The organism is Gilliamella sp. Nev5-1, assembly GCF_001690895.1.
GTDB lineage: Bacteria > Pseudomonadota > Gammaproteobacteria > Enterobacterales > Orbaceae > Gilliamella > Gilliamella apicola_C.
The window spans coordinates 39,045-64,084 of sequence record NZ_LZHO01000056.1; the positions used below are offsets into that span (position 1 = coordinate 39,045).

Annotated in this window: 23 protein-coding genes; 1 reads left to right on the forward strand and 22 read right to left on the reverse strand. The window is 34.8% G+C overall.

Going from position 1 to position 25,040, the window contains the following annotated elements; genetic code table 11:
- Positions 1-7: 7 nt before the first annotated feature.
- The 17 genes from clpP to accD all read right to left on the reverse strand — a co-directional run bounded on the left by clpP (position 8) and on the right by accD (position 19,455).
- Positions 8-610 (reverse strand): ATP-dependent Clp endopeptidase proteolytic subunit ClpP, encoded by a 603-nt coding sequence (gene clpP, locus A9G41_RS07535; protein ID WP_065582516.1) that lies wholly within the window; start codon positions 608-610, stop codon positions 8-10.
- Between the two features lie 92 nt (positions 611-702).
- On the reverse strand, positions 703-2,004 hold the full coding sequence (tig, locus tag A9G41_RS07540) for a trigger factor (protein ID WP_075539516.1): 1,302 nt from the start codon (positions 2,002-2,004) through the stop codon (positions 703-705).
- Positions 2,005-2,126: 122 nt separating this feature from the next.
- The gene (gene lpxD, locus A9G41_RS07545) at positions 2,127-3,140 is read right to left on the reverse strand and encodes a UDP-3-O-(3-hydroxymyristoyl)glucosamine N-acyltransferase (protein ID WP_075539517.1); all 1,014 of its coding nucleotides are present in this window, start codon (positions 3,138-3,140) and stop codon (positions 2,127-2,129) included.
- The gene (locus A9G41_RS07550) at positions 3,140-3,628 is read right to left on the reverse strand and encodes an OmpH family outer membrane protein (protein ID WP_075539518.1); all 489 of its coding nucleotides are present in this window, start codon (positions 3,626-3,628) and stop codon (positions 3,140-3,142) included. The genes lpxD and A9G41_RS07550 overlap by 1 nt, the downstream gene beginning before the upstream one ends.
- 37 nt (positions 3,629-3,665) lie before the next feature.
- The gene (gene bamA / locus A9G41_RS07555) at positions 3,666-6,089 is read right to left on the reverse strand and encodes an outer membrane protein assembly factor BamA (protein WP_075539519.1); all 2,424 of its coding nucleotides are present in this window, start codon (positions 6,087-6,089) and stop codon (positions 3,666-3,668) included.
- A gap of 25 nt (positions 6,090-6,114) precedes the next feature.
- Positions 6,115-7,485, reverse strand: a complete 1,371-nt coding sequence (gene rseP / locus A9G41_RS07560; RefSeq protein ID WP_179854691.1) for an RIP metalloprotease RseP — start codon at positions 7,483-7,485, stop codon at positions 6,115-6,117.
- Between the two features lie 13 nt (positions 7,486-7,498).
- Positions 7,499-8,356, reverse strand: a complete 858-nt coding sequence (locus A9G41_RS07565) for a phosphatidate cytidylyltransferase (RefSeq protein ID WP_075539521.1) — start codon at positions 8,354-8,356, stop codon at positions 7,499-7,501.
- Positions 8,357-8,365: 9 nt separating this feature from the next.
- A complete protein-coding gene (locus A9G41_RS07570) occupies positions 8,366-9,082 on the reverse strand; it encodes an isoprenyl transferase (RefSeq protein ID WP_065582522.1) in 717 nt (238 codons plus the stop codon).
- Positions 9,083-9,134: 52 nt separating this feature from the next.
- Complete coding sequence (gene crp / locus A9G41_RS07575; protein WP_065566905.1) at positions 9,135-9,767, reverse strand: cAMP-activated global transcriptional regulator CRP; 633 nt, start codon at positions 9,765-9,767, stop codon at positions 9,135-9,137.
- 82 nt (positions 9,768-9,849) lie between these two features.
- Entirely contained in the window at positions 9,850-10,056 is a 207-nt protein-coding gene (locus tag A9G41_RS07580) for a YheU family protein (protein ID WP_065566873.1), read from the reverse strand.
- 142 nt (positions 10,057-10,198) lie between these two features.
- A complete protein-coding gene (locus A9G41_RS07585) occupies positions 10,199-11,281 on the reverse strand; it encodes a hypothetical protein (RefSeq protein WP_075539522.1) in 1,083 nt (360 codons plus the stop codon).
- A 143-nt stretch (positions 11,282-11,424) separates the two neighbouring features.
- The gene (locus tag A9G41_RS07590) at positions 11,425-14,112 is read right to left on the reverse strand and encodes an inverse autotransporter beta domain-containing protein (protein ID WP_075539523.1); all 2,688 of its coding nucleotides are present in this window, start codon (positions 14,110-14,112) and stop codon (positions 11,425-11,427) included.
- Between the two features lie 464 nt (positions 14,113-14,576).
- Positions 14,577-16,094, reverse strand: a complete 1,518-nt coding sequence (purF, locus tag A9G41_RS07595; RefSeq protein WP_065582525.1) for an amidophosphoribosyltransferase — start codon at positions 16,092-16,094, stop codon at positions 14,577-14,579.
- Between the two features lie 17 nt (positions 16,095-16,111).
- Positions 16,112-16,597 (reverse strand): CvpA family protein, encoded by a 486-nt coding sequence (locus A9G41_RS07600; protein ID WP_065566906.1) that lies wholly within the window; start codon positions 16,595-16,597, stop codon positions 16,112-16,114.
- 89 nt (positions 16,598-16,686) lie between these two features.
- The gene (locus A9G41_RS07605; protein WP_065582526.1) at positions 16,687-17,274 is read right to left on the reverse strand and encodes an SPOR domain-containing protein; all 588 of its coding nucleotides are present in this window, start codon (positions 17,272-17,274) and stop codon (positions 16,687-16,689) included.
- 12 nt (positions 17,275-17,286) lie between these two features.
- Positions 17,287-18,558, reverse strand: a complete 1,272-nt coding sequence (gene folC / locus A9G41_RS07610) for a bifunctional tetrahydrofolate synthase/dihydrofolate synthase (RefSeq protein WP_065582553.1) — start codon at positions 18,556-18,558, stop codon at positions 17,287-17,289.
- A 6-nt stretch (positions 18,559-18,564) separates the two neighbouring features.
- A complete protein-coding gene (accD, locus tag A9G41_RS07615) occupies positions 18,565-19,455 on the reverse strand; it encodes an acetyl-CoA carboxylase, carboxyltransferase subunit beta (RefSeq protein ID WP_065582527.1) in 891 nt (296 codons plus the stop codon).
- Positions 19,456-19,773: 318 nt separating this feature from the next.
- On the opposite strand from accD, the gene tmaR reads away from it, so the two are divergent.
- Positions 19,774-20,094 (forward strand): PTS system regulator TmaR, encoded by a 321-nt coding sequence (gene tmaR / locus A9G41_RS07620; protein WP_065566879.1) that lies wholly within the window; start codon positions 19,774-19,776, stop codon positions 20,092-20,094.
- 61 nt (positions 20,095-20,155) lie between these two features.
- On the opposite strand, the gene yciH is transcribed toward tmaR, so the two are convergent.
- From yciH to A9G41_RS07645, 5 genes are read right to left on the reverse strand one after another with little or no spacing between them, the layout of a single operon-like run.
- Complete coding sequence (gene yciH, locus A9G41_RS07625; protein WP_065582528.1) at positions 20,156-20,476, reverse strand: stress response translation initiation inhibitor YciH; 321 nt, start codon at positions 20,474-20,476, stop codon at positions 20,156-20,158.
- A gap of 7 nt (positions 20,477-20,483) precedes the next feature.
- Positions 20,484-21,188, reverse strand: coding sequence for an orotidine-5'-phosphate decarboxylase (gene pyrF, locus A9G41_RS07630; RefSeq protein ID WP_065579681.1), 705 nt, complete (start codon positions 21,186-21,188; stop codon positions 20,484-20,486).
- Positions 21,189-21,217: 29 nt separating this feature from the next.
- Positions 21,218-22,381: a GDSL-type esterase/lipase family protein gene (locus A9G41_RS07635; protein ID WP_065582529.1), complete on the reverse strand. Its 1,164-nt coding sequence runs from the start codon at positions 22,379-22,381 to the stop codon at positions 21,218-21,220.
- A complete protein-coding gene (locus A9G41_RS07640) occupies positions 22,374-23,591 on the reverse strand; it encodes an SGNH/GDSL hydrolase family protein (RefSeq protein WP_075539524.1) in 1,218 nt (405 codons plus the stop codon). Before A9G41_RS07640 ends, A9G41_RS07635 begins: the two co-directional genes overlap by 8 nt.
- 12 nt (positions 23,592-23,603) lie before the next feature.
- The gene (locus tag A9G41_RS07645; protein ID WP_075539525.1) at positions 23,604-25,004 is read right to left on the reverse strand and encodes an MBOAT family O-acyltransferase; all 1,401 of its coding nucleotides are present in this window, start codon (positions 25,002-25,004) and stop codon (positions 23,604-23,606) included.
- Between the last annotated feature and the right edge of the window lie 36 nt (positions 25,005-25,040).

A 25,040-nucleotide genomic window follows, 5' to 3' on the forward strand; every position in this document is an offset into this window, starting at 1 on the left:
CCTAATATTAAGATCGTTTACTAAATATGGCATCAACTAGACCATATTCAACTGCTTTATCGGCAGACATAAAATTATCACGATCGGTATCTTTTTCAATCACACTAATATCTTGGCCGGTGTGCATGGCTAAAATATTATTTAAGCGGTTTTTTACCTGTAAAATCTCTTGTGCATGTATTTGGATATCTGAAGCCTGCCCCTGGAAGCCACCTAATGGTTGGTGAATCATTACACGGGCATTAGGTAAGCAATAACGTTTACCTTTAGTGCCTGCTGTTAAAAGTAATGATCCCATTGAACATGCTTGTCCTAAACAAATCGTGCTGACATCGGGTTTTATAAATTGCATTGTGTCATAAATAGCCATGCCAGCAGTAACGACACCACCAGGTGAATTAATATATAAATAGATATCTTTATCAGGATTTTCAGCTTCTAAAAATAACATTTGAGCGATAATCAGATTTGCCATATTATCTTCAACTTGCCCAGTCAAAAATATAACTCGCTCTTTTAATAATCGTGAGTAAATATCATAAGCTCTCTCACCACGAGAATTTTGCTCAACAACCATTGGAACAACACCCATATATGATTCTAAAGGCATTTTTATCTCCTAATTAACAAAATAGCCCAAACAGACAATTCTTATTTGGGCTTTATAGTGATCTTTTTATATAAAATGAAAAGACTAGTAAGTTAAGCTGTTTGCTGATTCATTAATTCGGAAAACGAATAATTCTTTTCTGTTACTTTGGCACTAGCCAACAACAGATCGACAACTTGATCTTCTAGTGCTACCGCTCGAATATTATCCATCGCTTTTTTATCTTTACGATAATATTCTAAAACTTCTTTTGGATCTTCATATGCAGTTGCAATTTCATCAATTAATGCCTGAACATGCGATTCATCTGCTGTTAATTTATTGCTCTCAATAATTTCGCTAAACAACAAACCAGTAACAACGCGTTTTTTAGCCTCAGCTTCAAATAATTCTTTTGGTAATTCCATACCAGGTTTTACATTACCACCAAAACGAGATAAAGCTTGCTGACGTAATACATCAACCTCACGGTTAACTAATGCCTCAGGCACATCAATTTCATTATTTTTAACCAAACCATCAATAGCTTGAATTTTGACTTTATTGCGAATTGTCGCATTGAGCTCTCTTGTCATGTTCTTACGAACTTCAGATCGTAAGCTTTCAATAGTGCCATCAGCAATACCGAAGCGTTTAATGACCTCTTCAGTAAGTTCTGGCAATTCTAACTCTTCAACTTTTTTAAGTGTTGCCGCAAATACAGCTGGCTTACCTTTTAGATTTTCAGCATGATAATCTTCAGGGAAAGTCACATTAATTTCAAACTGATCACCCACTTTATGCCCTATAATTGCATCTTCAAAACCAGAAATCATACGACCTTGCCCTAATACTAATGCAAAATCATTAGCCTTACCGCCTTCAAATTCGGCATCATCAACTTTACCAACAAAATCCAAAGTAACACGATACTGCTCTTTAGCTTCTTTATCAATTTCTTTCCAAACACCTTGCTGTTTGCGTAAGGTTTCAATCATAGTTTCAACATCCGCATCAGCTACTTCAGCAATAGGTTTTTCAACTTCAATTTTATCTAAATTTTCAACTTTGACTTCTGGATAAACTTCAAATTCAACAGTAAAGGTATAATCTTCGCCCTTTTTATATTCTTGTGGTGTATAAGTTGGAGCACCAGCTGGATTTAATTTTTCTTGAATAATTGCTTCAACAAAATTTCGTTGCATTAAGTCGCTTAATGCATCTTGTAAAATAGAAGCACCATAACGTTGTTCAACAATTTTTAAAGGCACTTTTCCCTTACGGAAGCCATCAATACGTACTTTTTTTGTCGTATTAATAAGTTCTTTATCAACCGCTTTTGTAATATCTTCAGCTTTAATTGTAATTGATAAACGTCGACCTAAACCTTGTGTTGTTTCTACCGAAACTTGCATCTTTATACCTCGAAATTATTGAATATTATCTGCCCATATTTATATAAAAACGATAACTGAGCTAAAAAATTTAAAAAATAGGCGTGCATTATACCGACCGCAACCGCTTACGTCGAGACATTTCAGTGTTTCTTCTCAAGTGCCTTCAAACGTTTATTCATTTCGTCAATATGTAAAACTAATGAAGCCGTTTTTCGCCAAACTTTATTTTCTTGCAATGGAATACCTGATGAATAAACCCCTGGTTCAGTAATTGGGCGCATAACCATACCCATACCAGTTATGGTAACTTGATCACATATTTCCATATGTCCATTAATAACACTTGCACCACCAATTAAGCAATGACGGCCAATAGTTAAGCTCCCTGCCATAATAACGCCACCGGCAACCGCTGTATGATCCCCGATAATATCGTTATGAGCAATCTGGCATTGATTATCTATAATAACGCCGTTACCAATAATAGTATCATCAAGCGCTCCCCGATCGATTGTTGTTGAGGCGCCAATTTCAACGTTATTACCAATAACAACTCGACCTAGTTGAGGAATTTTAATCCACTTACCTTTATCATTAGCATAACCAAATCCATCTGCACCAATTACAGTTCCTGATTGAATTAAGCAATTGTCGCCAATAACACAATTATGATAAACAGAAACATTAGCCCATAATTTTGTTCCTGCACCTATTGTGGTATTTTTACCTACAAAACTACCAGCACCTATAACGCAATTATCGCCTAACACTACACCGCTTTCAATAACTGCGTTAGCGCCTATTGATATATTACAACCTAATTTAGCTGTTGAATCAATCACTGCTGAGCTAGCGATATCCTTAGCTGGAGCAGGCGTAGTATCAAGATATTGTGCCAATTTTGCATATGCAAGATATGGATCTTTAACAATCAGAGCTGCACCATGCCAGAACTTAAGGCTTTCTGCTGTCATTACAACAGCAGAAGCCTTGCACTCTAACAAATTATTTTGTAATTTTTTGTCAGATAAAAAAGTAATTTGACCTGACATTGCACTTTTCATTGATGCAATACCAGTGATAGTTAAATCAGCATCACCGTGTAATTTAGCATCAAGTTGCTTAGCTAGTTGCTCTAAACGAAAAGCAAACATTATTTTTTAACCTTTGCCAATACTTTATCTGAAATATCAACCGCATCTGAAGCTGATAATGTAGCTTCGGCTTTTAAGATAAGATCGTACTTTTCTGTCTCAACAATATCTTTAACAGCTTCTTGGATTTTAGTTAATAATTTGCCTGCTTCTTCTGTTTCACGTTTACGATAATCAGCTGAAAAAGCTTTCGCTTTATTTTCAAAATCAGAAATCACCTTATTTAGTTTAGCTTTTTCAGAAGAAGACAAAGTTAAGCCATCTTTTTTTAGGCGAGCAGCGGCATCACCAGCTTTCTTTTCTTCGACTTGTAATGATTTGGCTCTCGCTTCAAATTCATTATCCAACGCCTTACCGACCGATTCACGTTGAGGCATACGTTGTAAAACAGACATAACATCAACCACACCAATTTTAATTTCTGCATTTGCAACGCCTGCAAAAAGAAATGCTAAACTAACACCAAAAATAGATATAATTTTCTTCACTTTAATCACCTATGTGTTTTTTATTTATAACATGGAATTACCATGTAGACCCTATATTAAATTGGAACTGTTGTGCTGAATCGCCATCATATTTCTTAAGTGGTTGAGCATAAGAAAAGACCAAAGGACCTAATGGCGACATCCATTGCACAGCAATACCAGCCGACATTCTAATATCCGATGGAGAACTATAATCTGGAATATTATTTCCTTTTAGTTTCCATTCGGTATCCCATACAGTCCCTGCATCAAAAAATAACGATGTCCTAATATTATCAGCATATTTTTCACCAGCAAATGGGGTTGGAACAATCAGCTCTGTACTAGCAAAAGCTATAGCATTACCGCCTACTGCATCTTTTGATTTTGTACACCCAGAGGTATTATCTAAACTATCACACACACCACTTTTATTAAGATATACTGCTTTAGGACCAACAGTATTGGATTTAAAACCACGTAATACTGATGCTCCTCCAGCATAAAAGTTTTCGTAAAATGGTAACTCTTTACCACCAAAACCACCTCCATAGCCAATTCTTGCCCGAGTTAAGAATATCCAATTATGGTCATTGTCAATCGGATAATAGTAAGAGGCATCTGAAACTAGTTTATAGAATCGGTTATCAAATAATGGCGCAGTGAATTTAGCGCTAGCTGTCATTTTTAAGCCATCAGTTGGGAAGAACCCACGATCTAAAGAATTATATGTCCAATAAGCACTTAGCAATAAATCATTGGTATCGAAAGAAATAGAATTTTTATTTTTCAAATTTTCACCCATGGAGTCAAAATAACGCCACATACTATATTGCGCTTGCATATCGGACAAATTATGATTAGCGTATTCAGTGCCAAAACGAACAAAATTATTTTCACTAATAGGGAAACCTAAATTAGCTGAAGCGCCCCAAGTCTTGCTCGCATATTCTGACTCATCATCTTTATCATCGTTTTTATAGGTGTTATAGTAAATGCTACCGCCTAAACTTACACCATCAACAGTAAAATAAGGATCAACAATAGAAACAGACGCTGTTTTATCTGTATCAGTAGTGTTAATATCAAATGAGACACTATTACCTGTGCCTAACCAGTTATCTTGAGAGATACCTGCATTGAAGCTAAGACCGCTATCAGAACCGACGCCAACACCAAATTTGATACTACCCGTATTACGTTCAGCAACTTTATAAATAATATCAACTTGATCATCAACACCAGACACACGCTCAGTGTTTGCTTCAACAGTATCAAAAAAACCAAGTCGATTTAAACGTTCTTTACCTAATTCGACTAACCCGTTACTTAACCAAGCTCCTTCCATTTGCCGAAGTTCACGACGGATTACGCTTTCGCTTGTTACGGTATTACCTACTATCTTAATATTACGAACATAAAAACGCTCACCAACATCAACAAGAACAACTAATTTAGCCGTATGTTCTGAATCATCCATTTCTGGCTGAATGGAAACTTTTGGATATGCATAACCAAAATTAGCAAGTAAACGTTTAATGCTATCCTCAATTTCAGTAATTTTTTTACCATTATAAAGCTCACCAACGGTTACTTTTTCGTTAGCGATTTTAGCAATTGCTTCTTTATAGCTTGCGAAATTACCCATAAACTCAAGTTTAGAGAGCTTATACTGTTCACCTTCATGGATATTAATTGTAACGTAAATACCTTTTTTATCTGGCGTTAAACTAACTTGTGTTGACTCAATATTGAAACGAGCATAACCACGATTTAAATAAAAACTTTGTAACTCATCCAAATCAGAGGCTAATTTTTGTTTTTGATATTTACGATCACCAAGCATATTCCACCAAGGTACTTCATCACGCAAGGTAAAACGTGAAATAAGTTCTTCTGATGAAAAAGCCTTAGCTCCAACAATATTGATCTGATCGATTAATGCTGATTTACCTTCAGCAACAACTAATTTTAAATCGACACGATTACGAGATAATGGAGTTACAACAGCTTTAATTTGAGCATTATATTTACCAACGCTATAATAAAAATCTTCTAAGCCCTTTTCAATACCTGAAAGCATAGTGCGGTCTAATGCTTCCCCCTCACGGATACCAGAACTATCTAGATTTTTCTTAAGCATGTCATTTTTAACTGACTTATTACCAGAAAAACTTATACTAGCAATAGTTGGGCGTTCTTGAACATGAACAATTAACCGATCACCATCACGAGAAATAGTAATATTATCAAAGTTTCCACTAGAATAAAGCGATTTAATTATACGCCCTAAATCCGCTTCATTAACATAATCACCAACTTGGATTGGCATTTCAAGCAATGCTGCCCCAACAGTAACACGCTGTAAACCTTCAAATTTGATATCTTTTACCACAAAATCATCAATACAAAATGCGTTAGAACTATATACTGCTGTAGTACTAAGCAACAAAGATGCTATAAGTAATTTATTTATTTTCATCGTAAATATTTATGCCCTCATTCCATCACAACCGTAAAATATCATTAAATAGTGCAATTCCCATTATTACCATTAATAAAAAAAAGCCAATACGAGAAAAACGCTCTTGTGCTTTATTTGATAAGGTTCGCCCTCTTATCTTTTCAAGTAATAAAAAAACAAGGTGTCCCCCATCTAATATAGGTAATGGAACAAGATTGATAACTCCCAAACTTATACTTATAAAGGCTAGAAAATATAAGTAAGAAGTAAAACCATAACTTGCTGTTTGCCCTGCGCCTTTTGCTATTGTTATTGGGCCAGATATATGTTCTAGACCAATAACCCCCGTTAATAATTGATAAAGCGAACGAATAGTTAACTTTGTAGTTAACGCCGTTTGCGCTATACCTTTATTAAACCCTTCGAAAAAACCATACTGCACAACTTTTACATCAGTTGTAGGATATAAGCCCACAACACCTTCCCCGTTTTTTTGAACGGTTGGCTCGAGTGTAAGATAAATTTCTTTGTTTTCTCGATTAACCTTCAACGTCATTGTTTGAGCTTTTTTAATCGTGTTGGAAAAATCATGCCAATTTGTATATAGCTGATCATTATAACCAATAATTTTATCGCCAACACGCAAACCCGCACGTTCTGCTGCCGAACCTGATACAATTTTACTCACAATTGGATAAATTTCCACCTCTTTAGGAACAAAACCAAATGCGGTAATAGCTGAGTCTTTTTCTATATCAAAATACCAATTACTAATATCTACACTTTTCTTAACTTCTTTTTTTTGATCGCTATTATTGGTACCATCAATATAGGTGAAAGACATATCATTCTTTCCCATTAGAGAGATTAAAGCCAAGTTTACATCTTGCCATGTTTCAATTTTGATATTATCAATAGTTTCCAATTCAGCACCAACTGGAATTGCTATTGTGGAAGCAGGTGTGTTAGGTATCACTTCCTTTATTTTAACGGGATAAACATTTACACCCATTAAAAAAATAATCCAATAGCTTATCAAAGCTAACACAAAATTAGCAAACGGACCTGCAAAAATAATTGAAGCCCTTTGCCAAATTTTCTTTTGATCAAATGCCAAGCTATTGCTATTGCTATTGCTATTGCTATTGCTATTGCTATTGCTATTGCTATTGCTATTACTTGATAATGCTGTTGATCCGGTATTTAACATTTTAACATAACCACCAAGTGGAATCATAGCAATTACCAATTCGGTTCCACTTGAAAATTTATGCGACCATAATTTTTTACCAAAACCAATTGAAAAACATTCAACTTGAACCTGACATAAGCGAGCAACATAAAAATGCCCAAACTCATGAATAGTAACTAGTATACTAATCGTAATAACAAATAATAACAGTGACCACAGCAAAATCAATCTCCATTTATAATAAATAAAAAGATAATGTAGTAAAAACAGGAACAGCAGCAGTTAAACTATCAATACGATCTAAAATTCCACCATGCCCTGGAATTAAGTGACCACTATCTTTTATACCTGCTTCACGCTTAAACATGCTTTCAGTTAAATCACCTAAAACCGAAACAAAAATTGCCGATAAAGAGCTAATAAAAAATGTACTAAATGTCATATCAAATAAATTAAGCATATAGGCAATGATACTAATTATGATAGCCACACTTATACCACCGATAAACCCTTCTATGGTCTTACCTGGAGAAATTTTTGCAGCTAATTTTCGTTTACCAAATGCGCGTCCTGCAAAATAAGCACCTGTATCTGTTGCCCAGACCAACACAAAAACATAAAGTAAGCAAACTGCACCAGTATAAGAATTAGACATATAGTTAATTGCTCTTAGTTCAATCATACCAATAAAAAATGGCACTATCGTAAAAAAGGCAAATAGTAGCTTTATAAAAGTTGAATGAATAACCGTTGAATCACTCCAGTATTTGGTTGTATCTGGATAGCTAACCACCAAATACAAAGCAATTAGCCACCATATAATTGATAAAGATAAAATCACGGTGTATAGCTTTATTTTTAATTCAACTGAATTTGGAATCAAATAAAGTATAGTTAATAAAACAACGATTGAAAGAGCAAATATTAATTTTGAATGTTTTTTAGTAATATGAAGAAACTGAGCCCATTCCCATGCTGCTAATCCACAAACCAAAATAATAGTTAGAGAAAATACAGATAAAGGAACAAAAAAAAGAACGACTATGACAAGTGGAATAAGCACAGCTGCAGCAAGTATACGATGAATTAACATAAATGATCCTTAATTGCGAATGCCGCCAAAGCGTCTCTCTCTGGCATTAAAAGCATTGATTGCTTCATCAAATAAAGCTTGGTTAAAATCAGGCCATAAGGTATCGGTAAAATAGAGTTCAGAATAAGCAATCTGCCATAACAAAAAATTACTGATTCGATATTCGCCTCCAGTACGGATAACTAAATCAACATTAGGAAATTCTCCCATACACATTATTGAAGCAAAACGATCTTCTGTTACTTCATCTAAAGTGATCTCCCCCTTAGTCACTTGGGTAGCCATTTTTTTTGCCGATTGCAAAATATCCCAACGCCCACCATAGTTGGCGGCAATATTTAGTACTAAACCCGAATTGTTTTTGGTTAAATTTTGCGCTTGAATAATCATATTTTGTAAATTATCACTAAAACGAGATATATCACCAATAATATTCAAGCGAACATTATTTTTATTCAAACTTTTGATTTCTCGTTTTAATGCATAGATAAAAAGGGAAATTAGAGCGGAAACTTCATTGGGTGGGCGCCTCCAGTTTTCACTGCTAAATGCATATAAAGTAAGAACTTTAACTTTTAAAGTTGCCGCGTAAGCCACAATTTTCCGTACCGTTTTTAATCCTGCCCGATGACCAACAGCGCGTAACTGGTTACGTTGCTGAGCCCAACGACCATTACCATCCATAATTATAGCCACATGACTTGGAATACCTCTTTTTTGTGTCATGCGATATCTCGTATTGTATTAATCATTGTATTAATTATATCATCTTGGTCAATCAACGCGTACCATAAACAACAATTGTCTTGCCATGAGCTGAGATTAAATGCTGATCTTCAAGCATTTTTAAAATTCGCCCCACCGTCTCACGCGAACAACCAACAATTTGACCTATTTCTTGACGTGTAATTTTTATTTGCATACCATCAGGGTGTGTCATAGCATCAGGTTGTTTAGCAAGGTTTAAAAGCGTTTGCGCAATACGCCCAGCAACGTCTAAAAAGGCTAAATTACTGACTTTTTCAGATGTGACTTGTAATCGACTTGCCATTTGACTGGCAAGATGCATTAAAATATCTGGATTGACTTGAACAAGCTGTTTAAATTTTTTATACGAAATTTCTGCAACCTCACAACTTGTTTTGGCTTTAACCCAAGCAGTTCGCTCAGTACCTTCTTCAAAAAGTCCCAACTCGCCCAAAAATTGATTTTGGTTTAAATAAGATAAAATCATTTCATTACCTTCATCATCCTTAATCAATACTGCTACAGAACCTTTTAAAATGTAATAGAGAGTTTCTGCTTTTTCGCCTTGATGTATAAGAGTACTCTTAGCTGGATATTTATGAATATGGCAATGAGATAAAAACCATTCTAACGTTGTATCCGATTGCTGTTTACCAATCATTATTCCCACCTCTCCATTTAATTTACAACAATAACACTATAACAAAGTTACACAATAAATTATATACAAACAATCATTTTAACCATTATTTGATTGGCTTAATATCCATTGTTTCGTGCAATTGCGACCAAAAAATTGCAACAGAGCCATTAATTAATTGCAGTTTAACTTCATCAACCTTTTCTTGTAGTGATTTTTCTTGTAAACCGTAGTCAGTACCTTCGCGTAATACAAAATATTCAATTAGATTAGTTAATGTTTGTGGATCGAGGTCTTGCCAAGGAATAATCATATATTATAACAATAAATTCAAATTATAATTATTTTATAACAAAGCTTCGATAATATAAAGCATACAAAGTAATGCTTCATCACTAACAAAAAAACCACTCAAAAGAGTGGTTTTTTTATGCTGTATATAAGCGAATTTAAAACTATTTTGTGTTAACTCTAAGATTAAAACCTTGAGCACCCGCCTTAAATCTAGTTGCGTAGATACTATTGTGTTTAGCGCCAGGAGTTAGTGCACCTAAAGTATATAGATCATTATTTCCAAGATCTTTAGATGAAGAGGCACCTCTTGTCAATGGCAAAGTGTACGAATTCGCCGAACTTCCTCCAGCTTTTACTCCTTCATACTCGCCATCTAAGCGCCATTCAAACTGATAAGAATCGGTTACTTCAAGTTCGTTTGCATCGACTACACCATTACCATCATTATCTTCCCACACGATAGCCGCAAATTTATCGCCATATGTAGGAACTAAAGTTAAGTCAGGTTTAGATGTATTAGCATAGTTTTTAGCTTTATTTGGCGCACCACCTTCCACTAAGAAAATACCAACTCTAAGTTTTTCTGATCCAATTGGTCCAAAACCATCATCACCAGTTACATCACCTGGACCATGTTTTTCTGTCTCTGGATCTGGTCCTAAACCTTCTGGCGGTGTATTCTCAGGATCATCTGGTTTTATTGGATCTACAACCGATGGGGCAGAACCTTTAGCCCAAATATCGTTTACTTGTAACCATTGGTTAGCATAAGGCAAACCATAGTCTGTTCTTTCTAAAAGTTTAAAACCAACATAATTTGCACCTATGAATGAATTATCAATTTTAAAAGATATTTGACCTTTTGCACCATCATTAGTTGCCTTGAGTGAGTCTAGATTTGTGATCTCACTCCATGCACCCGTAGATTTCTTTATATAAACTTTAAGTGTATCTTTAATTTTACCGGTATCAAGGTCACCATCTGCATCACTTACATTAAATTTAATAACGATATAGTCACCTGTTTTAGCCGCTCGGTTACCGATTTGGTTTTTTCCCTCCTCATCAGAGGTAATACGAACAGTCAAAGTATGGTCTTGTGCGCCATCTTTTTGAGCAGTTAATATGGGCTTATTCCCCGAAATTAAAGATGTGGTTTTAGCATCTAATGCAAATGCACTACTTGACGCATAGCCGGCAAGTAAAATACCAAACGCTATTTTTTTAATTGTTAAATTTTTCATGTTTAACTTCCTATTTTTTATTTCTAAATTAACATGTTGTATTTATATAAATACACCACTTTGGTTGGTGTTCCTTATTATAGGCTTGCGGAACTATTCACTAGCCTAAAATCTATATTATCCTTTTTGTGCTACTAGCTAGGCTAGTTAACAACTACTTGTAATTTAAATCCTTGGTCTCCAGCACAAGCTAGTCGAGATACATTTATCGGTTTTAAATCTAAATGGGTTGGTGCTCCATCAACCTTTTCAATACTCCTACCCATGCCTGTTGATGCATAACTCTGAGTTTTCAAACTCCTTATAGTATAGTGCTCATCAAATCCCATAGCGACGTTAAACCAAGGCCCATTAGTATTCGATAATGCATCAGGTAGTTCAGCTGTTGCCATTTGCCCTGGGCATGCTTTCTCATTTGAACCAACAAGAGACCAGATAACAAAAGGTCTATTAATTATTGTTTTACCATCAGCAGCATAAGCTTTAACAAAATATTCACTATTGACTATCCATTCTTTTGGACCGTGTGGGTCAAATACAAGTGAATGACCTTCCTGCTTAGCAACTAACATACCATCGCTTCGATAAACTTCTAGGAACGAAGCTTTACCACCAGAAAAATCTATAGATGCGTTATTAAATGATCTACCAAATCGATCAATCTCAATAGAAAAATCTACAATGCCTTCAATGTTTGAAGCAACATCTAAAACATAACTATCACCTATTACTTCAATATCTGCTGCTGTAGAGGCCTTAGATGAAACTCTTTGCCCTTTTTTAACTTTTTCAAAAGACTTAACAATAATACAAGCCTCTTGTTCTGGACAGACATTAATATCACCAGATGTGCCATTAATTAATGCTATTTTTTTACCATTACTTGTTGCTGTCCAACCTTTTAGCACCGATTCAAAAGTATCTGGGATGCTATTCATTAACTCCTCGTCACTAAAACCCTCTACATCTTTTTCTGTAGTAATTTCCCCATTCGGAACTTTAGGTTGAACCAACGTAGCTAACACGGTCATTGCACTTACACCATCAGCTGGGTTCACGGCAACACTAGTTTTATTTCCACCTCTATCTATTGCCCAAACACCAATTTTTCGCATCTGTGGGTCAGGTAAGACTTCAAAGCTAATCGAGTTAGATGTTGCTGATTTACCGCGTCCATCGGTAACCAATACCGATAAAGAATATTTACCATTTGTACTCACTGGACGACGTTGACCATTTTGATCAACATAACTTGGTGCAACAATTTGCCAGTTATTCGTGTCAACTGGTGGGTTAAGCCATGAAGAAGCAGTACATACACCTGTTGTTACACACAAAAAGCCACCACCTGCATCTATTTCCAGCATATCGCCTGTCCACGATAAGCTAGATAGATTCTTAGCATTATGCACACTAATACTTAATGGATAAGTTTGTCCTTCGATCAACTGCGTTTGTTCAAGCCCTAGATCGACAGACATTTTCTTTTCTTTATATTCAAGAACAATATAGTTATTGCGGTCAACTAAATCATAACGGCTACCCTTTAAAGAACGAGCTGATTGAACCATATCTGGATCCAGTTGATCTTTTAATGGTGTGCCTATACGATAGTTCATCGTTAATTCTGCTTTAGTTGCCTTTTTATTATCTTGACCTCGTTTATGTTCAGCTTTAATCGTGAAAAGAGGAACTGGCGTATAATCAAGGCCAACAGTAACTGCTCTTGGATCTTTTTGTAGATTATCTTTACCAAATAAAGCTACTTTGTCACCATAGTATTGCTCATACATCAATGATCCACCTAAATGTGGATATTGTGGTAAATACCCTTGGAAGCGAATATCAAAACCTCTTGCTGCACGCTCTAAATAATCATCGAAATCCTTAGAATCTTTCCAATCAGATAAGGGGTGATAATAGTTAACCGCAAATTTCATGTAATCACTCCACGCTTCAGCACCAATACCTAAGCGGTTGTGATCACGCTGGAAATCATGATCAAAAAATACGTTATAACCAAGTAACCATGTTTTATCAGCAACATCCCAACGTTGACCAATACCAAAGTTACCTATGCGGCGCTTATGTTCATATTCTTGAAACGATATTTGACTAAATATTAACGTATCTTCAGAATCATATAATGGACTAAATAATTTTAGGTTAACGTTATTAAATTGCCCTTTATCACTCAGATCAAATTGCAACTGAGCGGTACCAAACCGCCCTAAAAAATCCTGCACAGCGTTACGAACTGGATCAACTACTTGGCTTTTAACTCCATTGCGTACATAACTTTCGGCGTAATCTCTACCTTTATTTTTTAAATGCCCTGATATACCACCGTTGTCTGGCGAAGTTATCTGTTTCCAATCCTGACTAGCTAAAGTTTGCAAAGTTGAAGCAATTTGCGTTGAAAGTGCATCTTTGTCTTTTTTTACATCATAGTTATCATCTGAACCAAGCTGAGGCAAATTAACATGTTTGTCATCTTTGTCATCTTTTATTTTAATTGCTGGCAATAAAGGAGAGTTTTCAGGCAAAACAATACGCTCACCGACATTAACAACATCTTTTTTATCAAAACGCCCTGCGTTCATTGCACGTAATTCTGAAATAGAGATACTACTTAAAAGCGCAATCTGATAAAGACTACGTTGCTGATTATTAATCATTTCACGAGCTTTTGAGCCATCTTTTAATTCAATTATCGTATTGCTATCTACAGGACCTTGCGATACCTGAGCATCAGTAGCATAAGCAGATTGCCAACCTAATGTGGCAATTACAAATGCAGAGATAATTGTTAAATTAAGATTCTTTCTCATCTTAATAGTCCTTATATTCCACCGACAATGGTCATAACATAAAACTTATAGCCAATATCAATTTATCTTTATTAAATATCAATGTTATTATTTATTAATATATTTTAGAGTACAGTTTATTCTTTTGTGCTTTACATTTCTTTACAAAGCTTTCTTAAGTTTTGCAATTTTATTACAAAAAAGTCATTTATCAAAATATTTTATTACTTTTTTTTGATCTTTTTTTAATAGTTTAGAATTTATCAATATAATTCAATCCATTAATTTGTGTTTTTTTGTTAATTTCATTACATTTGATTATATCTTTATGAAAAATAATGATTAAATAACACCCCTATTTTACCTAGCATAATATAAAAAGAGTTAAAAATAATAAGCTAAAAATACTATTTCAATAAAAACTTAAATTTTGGGGTTAGGTCTTTATATAATATTTCTGCTCTTTTACAACAGCTATTGTTGTTTTATTGTCCTTCATTATAAATCTCTAAGTTTTCAGGCTCTTTAGATTCTGAAGATTTTTTACTTTCAGTTCTTTTTTGTTCTAATAATGACAAATAGTTATCATCAATCCCTTCAGTAATATATTTTCCATCAAAAACAGAACACTCTAAATGATGAATATTGGGATTTTGCTGTGTAATTGAATCAATTAAATCAGATAAATCTTGAAAAATAAGTTTATCAGCACCAATATCTTTTGCTATTTCATCAACCGTTCGATTATAGGCAATAAGTTCACTGGCAACAGGCATATCGATCCCATAAACATTGGGATGTCTAATTTCTGGTGCAGCAGATGCTAAATAAACTTTTTTGGCACCAACTGAACGCACCATTTCAAGGATTTCTTTTGAGGTTGTGCCACGAACAACAGAATCGTCAACTAATAGTACATTTTTACCTTCAAATTCAATACTATTCGCATTGAGTTTTCTTCTTACTGATAATTTACGTGCGCTTTGTCCTGGCATGATAAAAGTGCGACCAATATAGCGATTTTTAACAAATCCTTGGCGATAAGGTTTGTTTAAAATACGTGCTATTTCAAAAGCCGCATCGCATGATGTTTCGGGGATAGGGATGACAACATCAATATCAATATCCTTCCACTCTCTCGCTATTTTTTGCCCAAGCTTTTGCCCCATCAAAATACGTGATTGATAAACCGATACGCCATTCATTAATGAATCTGGTCTTGCAAAATAAACATATTCGAAAATGCATGGGTAATATTGAGGGTTGTTAGAACATTGTTGAGAATATAATTGGCCATCTTGAGTAATATAGATAGCTTCGCCTGGTTCGACATCGCGCATAAATTCAAAATCAAGAATATCTAATGCGACGCTTTCAGATGCAACCATATATTCGACTTTTTGATTTTCAAGAGTACGTTTGCCTATCACTAAAGGGCGAATCCCATAAGGATCACGAAAAGCAACAAGGCCATGACCAATAATCATCGCAACACAAGCATAGGCGCCTTTAATAATATTATGTACATTATGTATTGCGGTAAAAATATTATCTGCGGTTAGTGGATAAGTTGGGAATTTGTCGAGTTCATGAGCAAAAATATTGAGTAAAACTTCAGAATCAGAATTCGTGTTGATATGCCTTCTTGCTAGCTCAAATACTTTATTGCGTATTTGTTCAGTATTGGTTAAATTTCCATTGTGGGCAAGAGCAATACCATAAGGTGAATTAACATAAAATGGTTGCGCTTCGGATGGACTGGAACTACCTGCTGTTGGATAACGAATATGCCCTATGCCCAAATTACCTTGCAACCGTTGCATATGATGTTCTTGAAACACATCTCTAACTAAGCCATTTGCTTTGCGTAAACGAAAGCGATTTTGATTATCAATAGTCACAATCCCTGCGGCATCTTGCCCTCGATGCTGCAAAACAGTCAATGCATCGTAGATCGATTGATTAACTGTACTATACCCTACAATACCAACAACACCACACATGCTATAGTTACCTCTATTTATTGTACTAAAAAAGAAGAAGACTGCTGTATAAAATCAAAAAACCAACGAATAATAAAATGAAAATGTGGAATTAACTGTGATTGCACCCAGTAAGGTGATTGCGATAACGGCGTAAAGGTATCAACTAAAAAGAGTATTGCTGCAACAACCAAAACTCCTCGTAGCACACCAAAACAGATACCTAATATGCGATCAGTGCCAGATAATCCCGTTTTTTGAACTAATTGACCAATAACATAAGACACTATCGCACAAACCAATAGTGTAGTAATAAAAAGGAGAACAATAGCCACAGCAATACGTATTATATCGCTATCAAAATAAGTTAAATAATCGGTAATATAGATATAAAATCGGCTGGAAATAAAAAAAGCTAAGATCCAACTAATTAATGATAATGCTTCTCGTATAAATCCTCGCACAATGCTAATCAATGCCGAGAATGCAATCACTCCGATAATCGTAAAATCAATCCAATTCAACATAATAATTCACAATTTTATATTAATAATATTTTATTTTAATTACTATTTACAACATAAAAAAACGATAGCAACCAATAAAACAGCAATTAATTAGCAACGATCATACCTTTTAATTTTGTTAGGTTATTTAAGTTAATAATGACTTGTTCTGCTTGCTTTTTATTAGCATATGGACCAACCTGTAATTTTATTAATTGATTCGGTTCAGGCTTTTGAGGTATTGTTCTAACGTTATAATTATTTAACCTTAATAATGCAACTAATTCTTCTATTTTTTGCCTATTTTTCAAAGCGGTAAGCTGGATCATATAAGGTTTAAGTTCTTGTTGCGAAGCTGAAGAATTAGCTATCGTTGTTGAAGTATCGATATCATTATCAACAATATCTGGCGAAACAAATGAACTTGGATTTTGCTCTGAGTCAGAGATATAAGGATCCTTTGACATATCATTGGTTAAATTACCATCGAAATCATCTGAGGATTCTACTTCACGATTTTGCTGAGTAATCACTTCTGGTTGCAAAATAGGTGTTGTCGAAGTTCGTAAGTTGGATTTATCCGTTATAATGGAAGGGATAATTGCTGCGATAATAAGCAATAATGTAGCAAAACCTACAAGGCGATTCCTTACTCTATTTTGGTTTTTGGGGCTAATTTTTTGATTGTTCACCATGTTCAATTTCACTTAATGCTCTGTTTCAGCTAAAACCTCTGATACCGTATGAAATGAGCCACATACCACAATAATATCATCCTCTTTAGCATCTTGTATTGCTGTTTGATAAGCAGTAGAAACCGTATCAAATGTTGATATATTAAGCTCACCTTTACTTAATAAGTGCTGTTTTAATACTGCTGCGCTACAACCTCGCTCACCATAAAGTGAAGCGCAATACCATTTATCGCCTTTTAAAATGGACAACGTACTTTTAATATCTTTATCTTTAAGCATGCCAACAACAAATCTAACTTCACTAATACTTGGATATTCCATTTTTAGTTTTTCCAATTGTTGTGTTAAATAGCTTGCGGCATGTGGATTATGCGCGACATCAAGGATCACAAGAGGCTTTTTCTGAATAATTTGAAAGCGCCCAATCAATTTAGATTTTGCCAAACCTTTAGTTATTTGGTCTTTGGTTATTTTAAGTGGTGAGTAACTTAAAGCAGCAATTGCGGTTGCGGCATTAGCTAAAGGGACATCGGCAATAGGTAGATTGTCATATTGCTTTATTGGTGATTTAAATGCCCAAGCATCTTTGCTAACTTGTTGATAGTGCCAATCGCCATTGACCGCATGGATAGGACAACAGGCTAATTTAGCTGCATTTAAGATAGATTCAGGTATTTCTGGCTCGCCTACAATAGCAATACTTTTCGGCTTGAAAATACCTGCTTTTTCACGTCCGATGCTTTCACGATTTTCCCCTAAATAATCAACATGATCAATGCCAATTGTGGTAACTACGGCTACATCAGCATCAACAATATTAGTTGCATCAAGCCTCCCACCAAGCCCAACTTCTAAGATAACAACATCTAATTTTGCTTGTTTAAATTGATAAAGCGCAGCCAGTGTTGCATATTCAAAATAAGTAAGCGATATATCGTCTCTGGCCTTTTCTATTTCTACAAAGGCTTTTATGGTGTTTTGTTCACTTGACTCTTGATTATTAATACGTACACGTTCTGTAAACCGTAATAAATGAGGTGAGCTATAAACACCAACTTGTAAGTTAGCCTCAAGCAATATCATTTCAAGAGTTCGGCATGTTGTGCCTTTGCCATTAGTGCCTGCAACGGTAAAAACATAAGGTGCAGGTTGCAATAAATTTAGGCGTTGAGCTACCGTTTTGACTCGTTCTAAACCCAAATCAATAGTTGTAGGATGTAATTGCTCTAAATAACAAAGCCATGTACTTAAATCGGACATGGCATTGGGTTGTTTGTTTTGCATACTCAATTAAACTGTCTCGTTTAGAGTAACATCATTAAAAGGATCTGGCAGTTTCATCAGCTTTGTTATTAAACTGGCAATCTTAGGTCGCATATCTTTACGATGAATAATCATATCAATGGCGCCTTTTTCAAGTAAAAACTCACTCCGTTGAAATCCTTCAGGCAATACTTCACGAACAGTTTGTTGGATCACTCGTGGCCCAGCAAAACCAATTAACGCTTTAGGTTCAGCTATATTAATATCGCCTAACATTGCCAAACTTGCCGATACCCCTCCCATTGTGGGGTCGGTCATGACTGAAATATAAGGTAAGCCTTCATCTTGCATTTTGGCAAGAATAGCACTGGTTTTTGCCATTTGCATTAATGAAAATAATGCCTCTTGCATTCGAGCTCCACCGCTTGTTGAAAAACAAATTAACGGGCATTTATCGGCAATAGCTTGTTCTGCTGCACGAGTAAATAATGCACCAACAACAGAGGACATCGATCCACCAATGAAAGAAAACTCAAAACAAGCGACAACGACAGGTGTACCAAACAATGTCCCCTTCATTACCACCATCGCTTCTTTTTCGTGAGTTTCTTTTTGTGCAGCAGTTAAGCGATCCTTATATTTTTTAGTATCTTTGAATTTTAAGATATCTTTAGGCATAAGATCTGTGCCAATTTCGACATCTGAACCATCGTCTAAAAAACGGTATAAGCGCACACGGGCGGGAATATGCATGTGGTGATCGCATTTTGGACAGACTTCTAAATTAAGATCCAGTTCAGCCTGATAAATAACTTGCTCACAGTTACTGCATTTTGTCCAAACCCCACCAGGAATATTCGCCTTTTTATGATCTGACGATATATTATTTTTACTAAGAATTTTTTCAATCCAGCTCATTATGATTCTCTCATTCTGGCACTCTTTACAAATTTCGGAGTATTGTACAATACTTTATACTAATTCTTAATAGTTGTTTTTGTTTTTATCTTATTTTGTAAATAAATTTTGCTAGAAGATATAACCTTTAAAGAAAAATGTGAAGCAAAATATGCCATCAAAGCCAAATTAAATGCAATTGATGTGCAAGTAGGCATTTATAGTTAATGTAAAAAATATCATTTATTGCTTAATAAATATAATAAATATGACCAAAAAAAAATATTAGTATATAATTAGTAGAAGTTTATTTTCCATTTTTCAGATAAGGGGTTATAGATGGACAAGGAAAAAGCAAGCGCATCGTCATTTCAAGATGTATTAGAATACATTCGTCTATCACGTCGTTTAAATAAATTAAAGCGTGAAATATCAGACAATGAAAAGAAAATTCGTGATAACCAAAAACGTGTACTCTTACTTGAAAACTTAAGTGAATATATTAAACCTGATATGACTTACGAAGAGCTTCAAGCAATTATTGCGAATATGAAAAGCGATTATGATGATCGTGTTGATGATTATATTATTAAAAATGCCGAAATATCTAAAGAACGCCGTGAAATAAGTAAAAAAATGCGTACTTATCGATCAAATTAATATCTATGTTTTTATAAGTAGCGTCCTTTTTAGTTGTGGACGCTATTTTTATAGCATGAAATTAGCCTCCAGCTAATTTTACTTTGAATCCTTTTTCTTCTAACAATGATTTTAGTAAATCTCGTTTATCACCTTGAATTTCAATAGCACTATCTTTAACTGAACCACCACAACCACAGCGCTTTTTTAATTCAGCAGCTAACTGTAATAATTGTGCATCGTCTATCTCAAATCCAGTAATTACACAAACACCTTTACCTTTACGGCCTGAAGTTTGTCGCTGAATTCGAATAATGCTATCTCCCTTTGGGCGTGAAATAGCTGGCTTTGTCGGTTTAATTCGACCTTGATCGGTTGAATAAATAATCGGGTTGTCAGACATAATTTAATTAACTCTTACTTGTATCAAGTGTGGCCAAAATTGTTTTTAACGCTTTAGCTGGATCTTCGGCTTGAGTAATTGGCCGTCCAATGACTAAGTAATCAGAGCCAGCAGCTTGAGCACGTTGAGGTGTCATAATACGGCGTTGGTCATCAGGGTTACTACCCGCTGGTCTAATACCTGGTGTCACTAATTTAAAGTCACTACCTAAACGCGTTCTAAAACTTTGTACTTCTTTTGCTGAACAAACTACCCCATCAAGTCCACAATTTTTAGCTAGCATAGCTAATTTAGTTGCTTGCTCTAAAGGCGATGCATTAATACCTATTTCTTGTAAATCAGTCGATTCCATGCTGGTTAATACTGTCACAGCGATTAATATTGGCGCATCTTTACCATATGAATAAAGAGCATCTTTAGCTGCTGTCATCATGCGCGCCCCACCACTCGCATGTACATTGGTCATCCATATACCTAAATCAGCCGCAGCAGTTACGGCTTTAGCAACCGTATTTGGGATATCATGAAATTTAAGATCTAAAAAAACGTCAAAACCTTTTTGCATAATTTGCTTAATAAATTCGGGACCTGCATGTGTAAAAAGCTCTTTACCTATTTTAAGACGACAATCTTTTGGTTCAACACGATCAATAAAATTCCACGCTGATTTTACATCTGCAAAATCAACAGCAATAATAATAGGTGATGGCATAACTTATTTATTCCTTTTAATCAAAATTTTTAGCTATTTTTTCTAACAAATTCATTCAAATCAGCATAAAAGATACGAGCACTTTCTTTATATCCTTTTAATGTTTGGTGAACTAAATCTGCACGCGCAAGCCCACGTTTTCGCCACTGTTTAATAGAAAACTGACCACCCATTGCCACTTGCCAATCCCAAAATAACGTTTTTTCAGATTTAGCAACTTGCTTTTGAATAGTCATTATCTTTGCAAAAGATTTAGGCATATTTTTTTCATTTGCCATAGTGTCTGGGGGTGTCATTATTAAAATAGCAGCATTAGGCAATGTTTCGCGAATCATTCTGATATTATTCACTAAATTTTTTCGATATTGATTACTGTCTAATGTTTCATCAAAACTTTCATTGGTACCATACGCTAGAATCACTAAATCACTTTGCGATACAGCAAGTTCTTTAAACCAGTTTTTTCCCCACTTTTGCCAAATGGTTTGTTTAGCGCCATTAGTCGCAATGGGTGAAACAACAACACCAGATTGTTGATTGCAAGTTAACCAAATACCACCCAGTTCCATCTCTTTTTGACCTTTGATAACTAAAGGCATTTTAGATAAAACCGATGCAGTTTGCCAAACCTTTGGGGTTGGTGTATAGCTGAAGTTAATTTTATTGTTATTAGCATCATAAAGCGATAGTAGGTTTGAGTTGTTTTTTAGTGTTTTAAAGGTCAATTTAACTTGCCAATTTTTATTGCAAGATCCTCTTGCTGTAATTTGGACAGTAGCAGAGTCTTTAATGGGTTTAGCAATAAAACCACCCATGGGAAAATCAAGATTACTTAAAGTTCGGCTACTTAACATATCCCAATCTCTAGCTCGCCATGTAACCGCTGCATGGCTTTGCCCTTTTATCGCTATAGGCGTTATCCAACCAATACCTGCGTTGCCATACTTTTTTTGCATTAATGTTCTAAATTCACCAGTAAAAAAGTCGGCTGCCACATGTGAATCGCCAAATTGAGTAATATTGATTACTCGGTTAGTTTTTTTATGATCCGCTAATGAGTTCAAATGCACTGCAAATTGTTTAGCGTTAGGATCCCCAAAATCAACAACAGTAGATGTTTTACTTTCAGCTACACTACATCCAGTAATCGTTATTGCAATGATGGCTATAATATATTTTAAAAATTTAATCACTATGGGTATCCTCTAATTCTTTATAAATTATTTTTTCCATAATGGCCTTTGCTAGAATTTTTTGGCCTGTTGGCGTAAAGTGAACACCATCATCAACCCTTACCTTAACTTTTGCTTTATTGCTTTCTACGAAATTACTAAATTTTTGATACGTACATCCCAATAAATCATTTGTCATTAAGAAATGTTGTTGGACTTTTTCTAATTCGGACTGATATAAATTATTTAGATAAACCATCGCATTATTTAATTTTGGTTTGCGCATACAAGGCGCTGCTAGCCAAAGTATTTGAACATCATGCTCTATGGCACTATTTAAAATAGATTCAATACGCAAACGGTAGTGTTCTTCCCACAAGTCGGATTGGAATTTAGCATATTTGACATAGCCTTTAACTGGAAAATCCCAAGGATCATTTGCGCCAAGAAAAACAACAAGCAATTTAATTGAAGGATCTGCAATTAGATTATCACTAATGGTTTTTGGCCAATCAAAAGCACTCGGATAAGCAAGCCCTGTGCTCTGTTTGCTCAAATCAAGGCTTTCTATTTTATACTGCTTGAATAGCATTTTTTTAACATATGGTGCAACACCTTGCATTAAAGAATCACCAGCAAAAAACACCTTATCATTGCTTGTTAATATAATGGGTTGTGGCTCAACTGGTACCGTATCTTTTTGTGCTTTTTGATTTTCATCTTGCTGTGCTAGGTCTGTTTCGGACACATTGTCAGTATTGACTCTTTGTCCGCTTTCAAGTTTTGTATTTTTTAAAGCATCAATTGTTTTATTTTCAGTATCTTTCACCGCAACATCAAGCAACTGAGAAAACGGAGGAAGTATTTTTATTGATATATATTTTTGAAAATCTTGTTCGTCATCTTTGCTTGTTTCAAGTTCTTGTATCAAACTTTCTTGGTTTGCAAGCGTATTACTATTCAACAAATCGGTATGATACACTTGCTCGCAATAAATCAATATTGATTTGTAGTAAATGGCTATTAACGCAATAGCGGTAACAAACATTATCAAAAATACATAACGAGTAGGCAAAAGATTGCTAGTAATAACAAGAGGTGAATTTGTTTTCTTATTTTTTTTACAATCTTTTTTAAGCGTATTTTTATGTTGTGATTTATTACGTTGCCGTTTCAAATTCGGTTTGGATTTTTTATTATTTTTTGAAAACGATTTTTTATATATTTTCATAATTAAGCATCATTAAAAATTAGCGTAAATAAAGTTTGGCATTCCTGATGGTGCAATATAAATCGTCAGCCATAAAATCAAAATAAAAACTAAAGGTAAATAGTAATTCGGTATTTTAGTCAACTGTAAAATAAACCACTCAGTCAAATTTTTACACATTGGGTAGGCAAGGTAGATGACACAAATAACCAAAAACGCCCCAGCATGATGCGGTTCTATCAATAAGTTATGCGTTAATGCTGTCAAATAATCTACAGCATCAGATAAACTTTCACTATTAAAAAACAGCCATGTAAAACAAATATAGTGCCATGTTAATAACCGTGCCATCAGTGGCGAACGCGCGGTTATCCAACCTTGCCCCAGATAACGGTCGCCAATATTAAGTACCACAATACCAATACCATGACATGCCCCCCAAATAATAAAATTAATGCCAGCACCATGCCACAATCCCGATAATAACATGGCTAACATGACATTAATTTGAGTGCGTATAAATCCTCGACGGCTTCCGCCTAAAGGAATATAAATATAGTCACGAATCCAACGTGATAAACTAATATGCCAACGTACCCAAAACTCTCTCAAATTTAATGACAAATAAGGAAGATTAAAGTTGATTGGTAAGCAAAAACCTAATAATAAAGCAATGCCAGTAACTAAATCGGTATATCCAGAAAAGTTTAAATAAATTTGTATTGCATACGCATAAAGGCCAACTAATAAATCAACCACACTAAATTCTAGTGGGTTAGCAAATATAGGTGTAACCCAATGCTCATTAACTAAACCACCTAAACAGTAAACTTTTATCACAGCTAAGATAAGTAGCGTAAAAGCGCGAAATGGCTCTAAAATTTCACGAGGTTGATTAACATTAATTTGAGGTAGAAAGTCTTTAGCTCGGTTAATAGGGCCAGCAATAATACTTGGAAAAAAGGACAAAAATAAGGCAAAATCCCAAAAATTAGCAACAGGCAACTCCTGCTTTTTTACTGAAACTAAATAACTTATTGAATGAAAGGTGTAAAATGAGATCCCAATAGGGATTAATACCGTGATAGCGGGAAGCAAAATCGGCAAATCTAATAAATTAAACAGATCTTGTAACTCGTAACGGAAAAAATCAAAATATTTAAATAATGCTAGATTAATTACAGATACACATAACCCTAAAATTAACCATCGCTTTGCATGACGTTCTGATGCTGCGATCATCACAGAAAAAAAATAGATCACACAGGTATAAATAAAAAGGATAAGTGAAAATCGCCAGCTGTAACTACCAACAATCAGGTAACTTACAACTAAAAGCAGAATATTTTGTGTTTTGGGTGATAAGCGACAACCCCAATACAAGGCAAAAAAAGCGATAAAAAGTAAACAAAATTCAATAGATAAATAACTCACTACGATCCTTTTAGCTTAAATGTGTGCTTTTTTGAA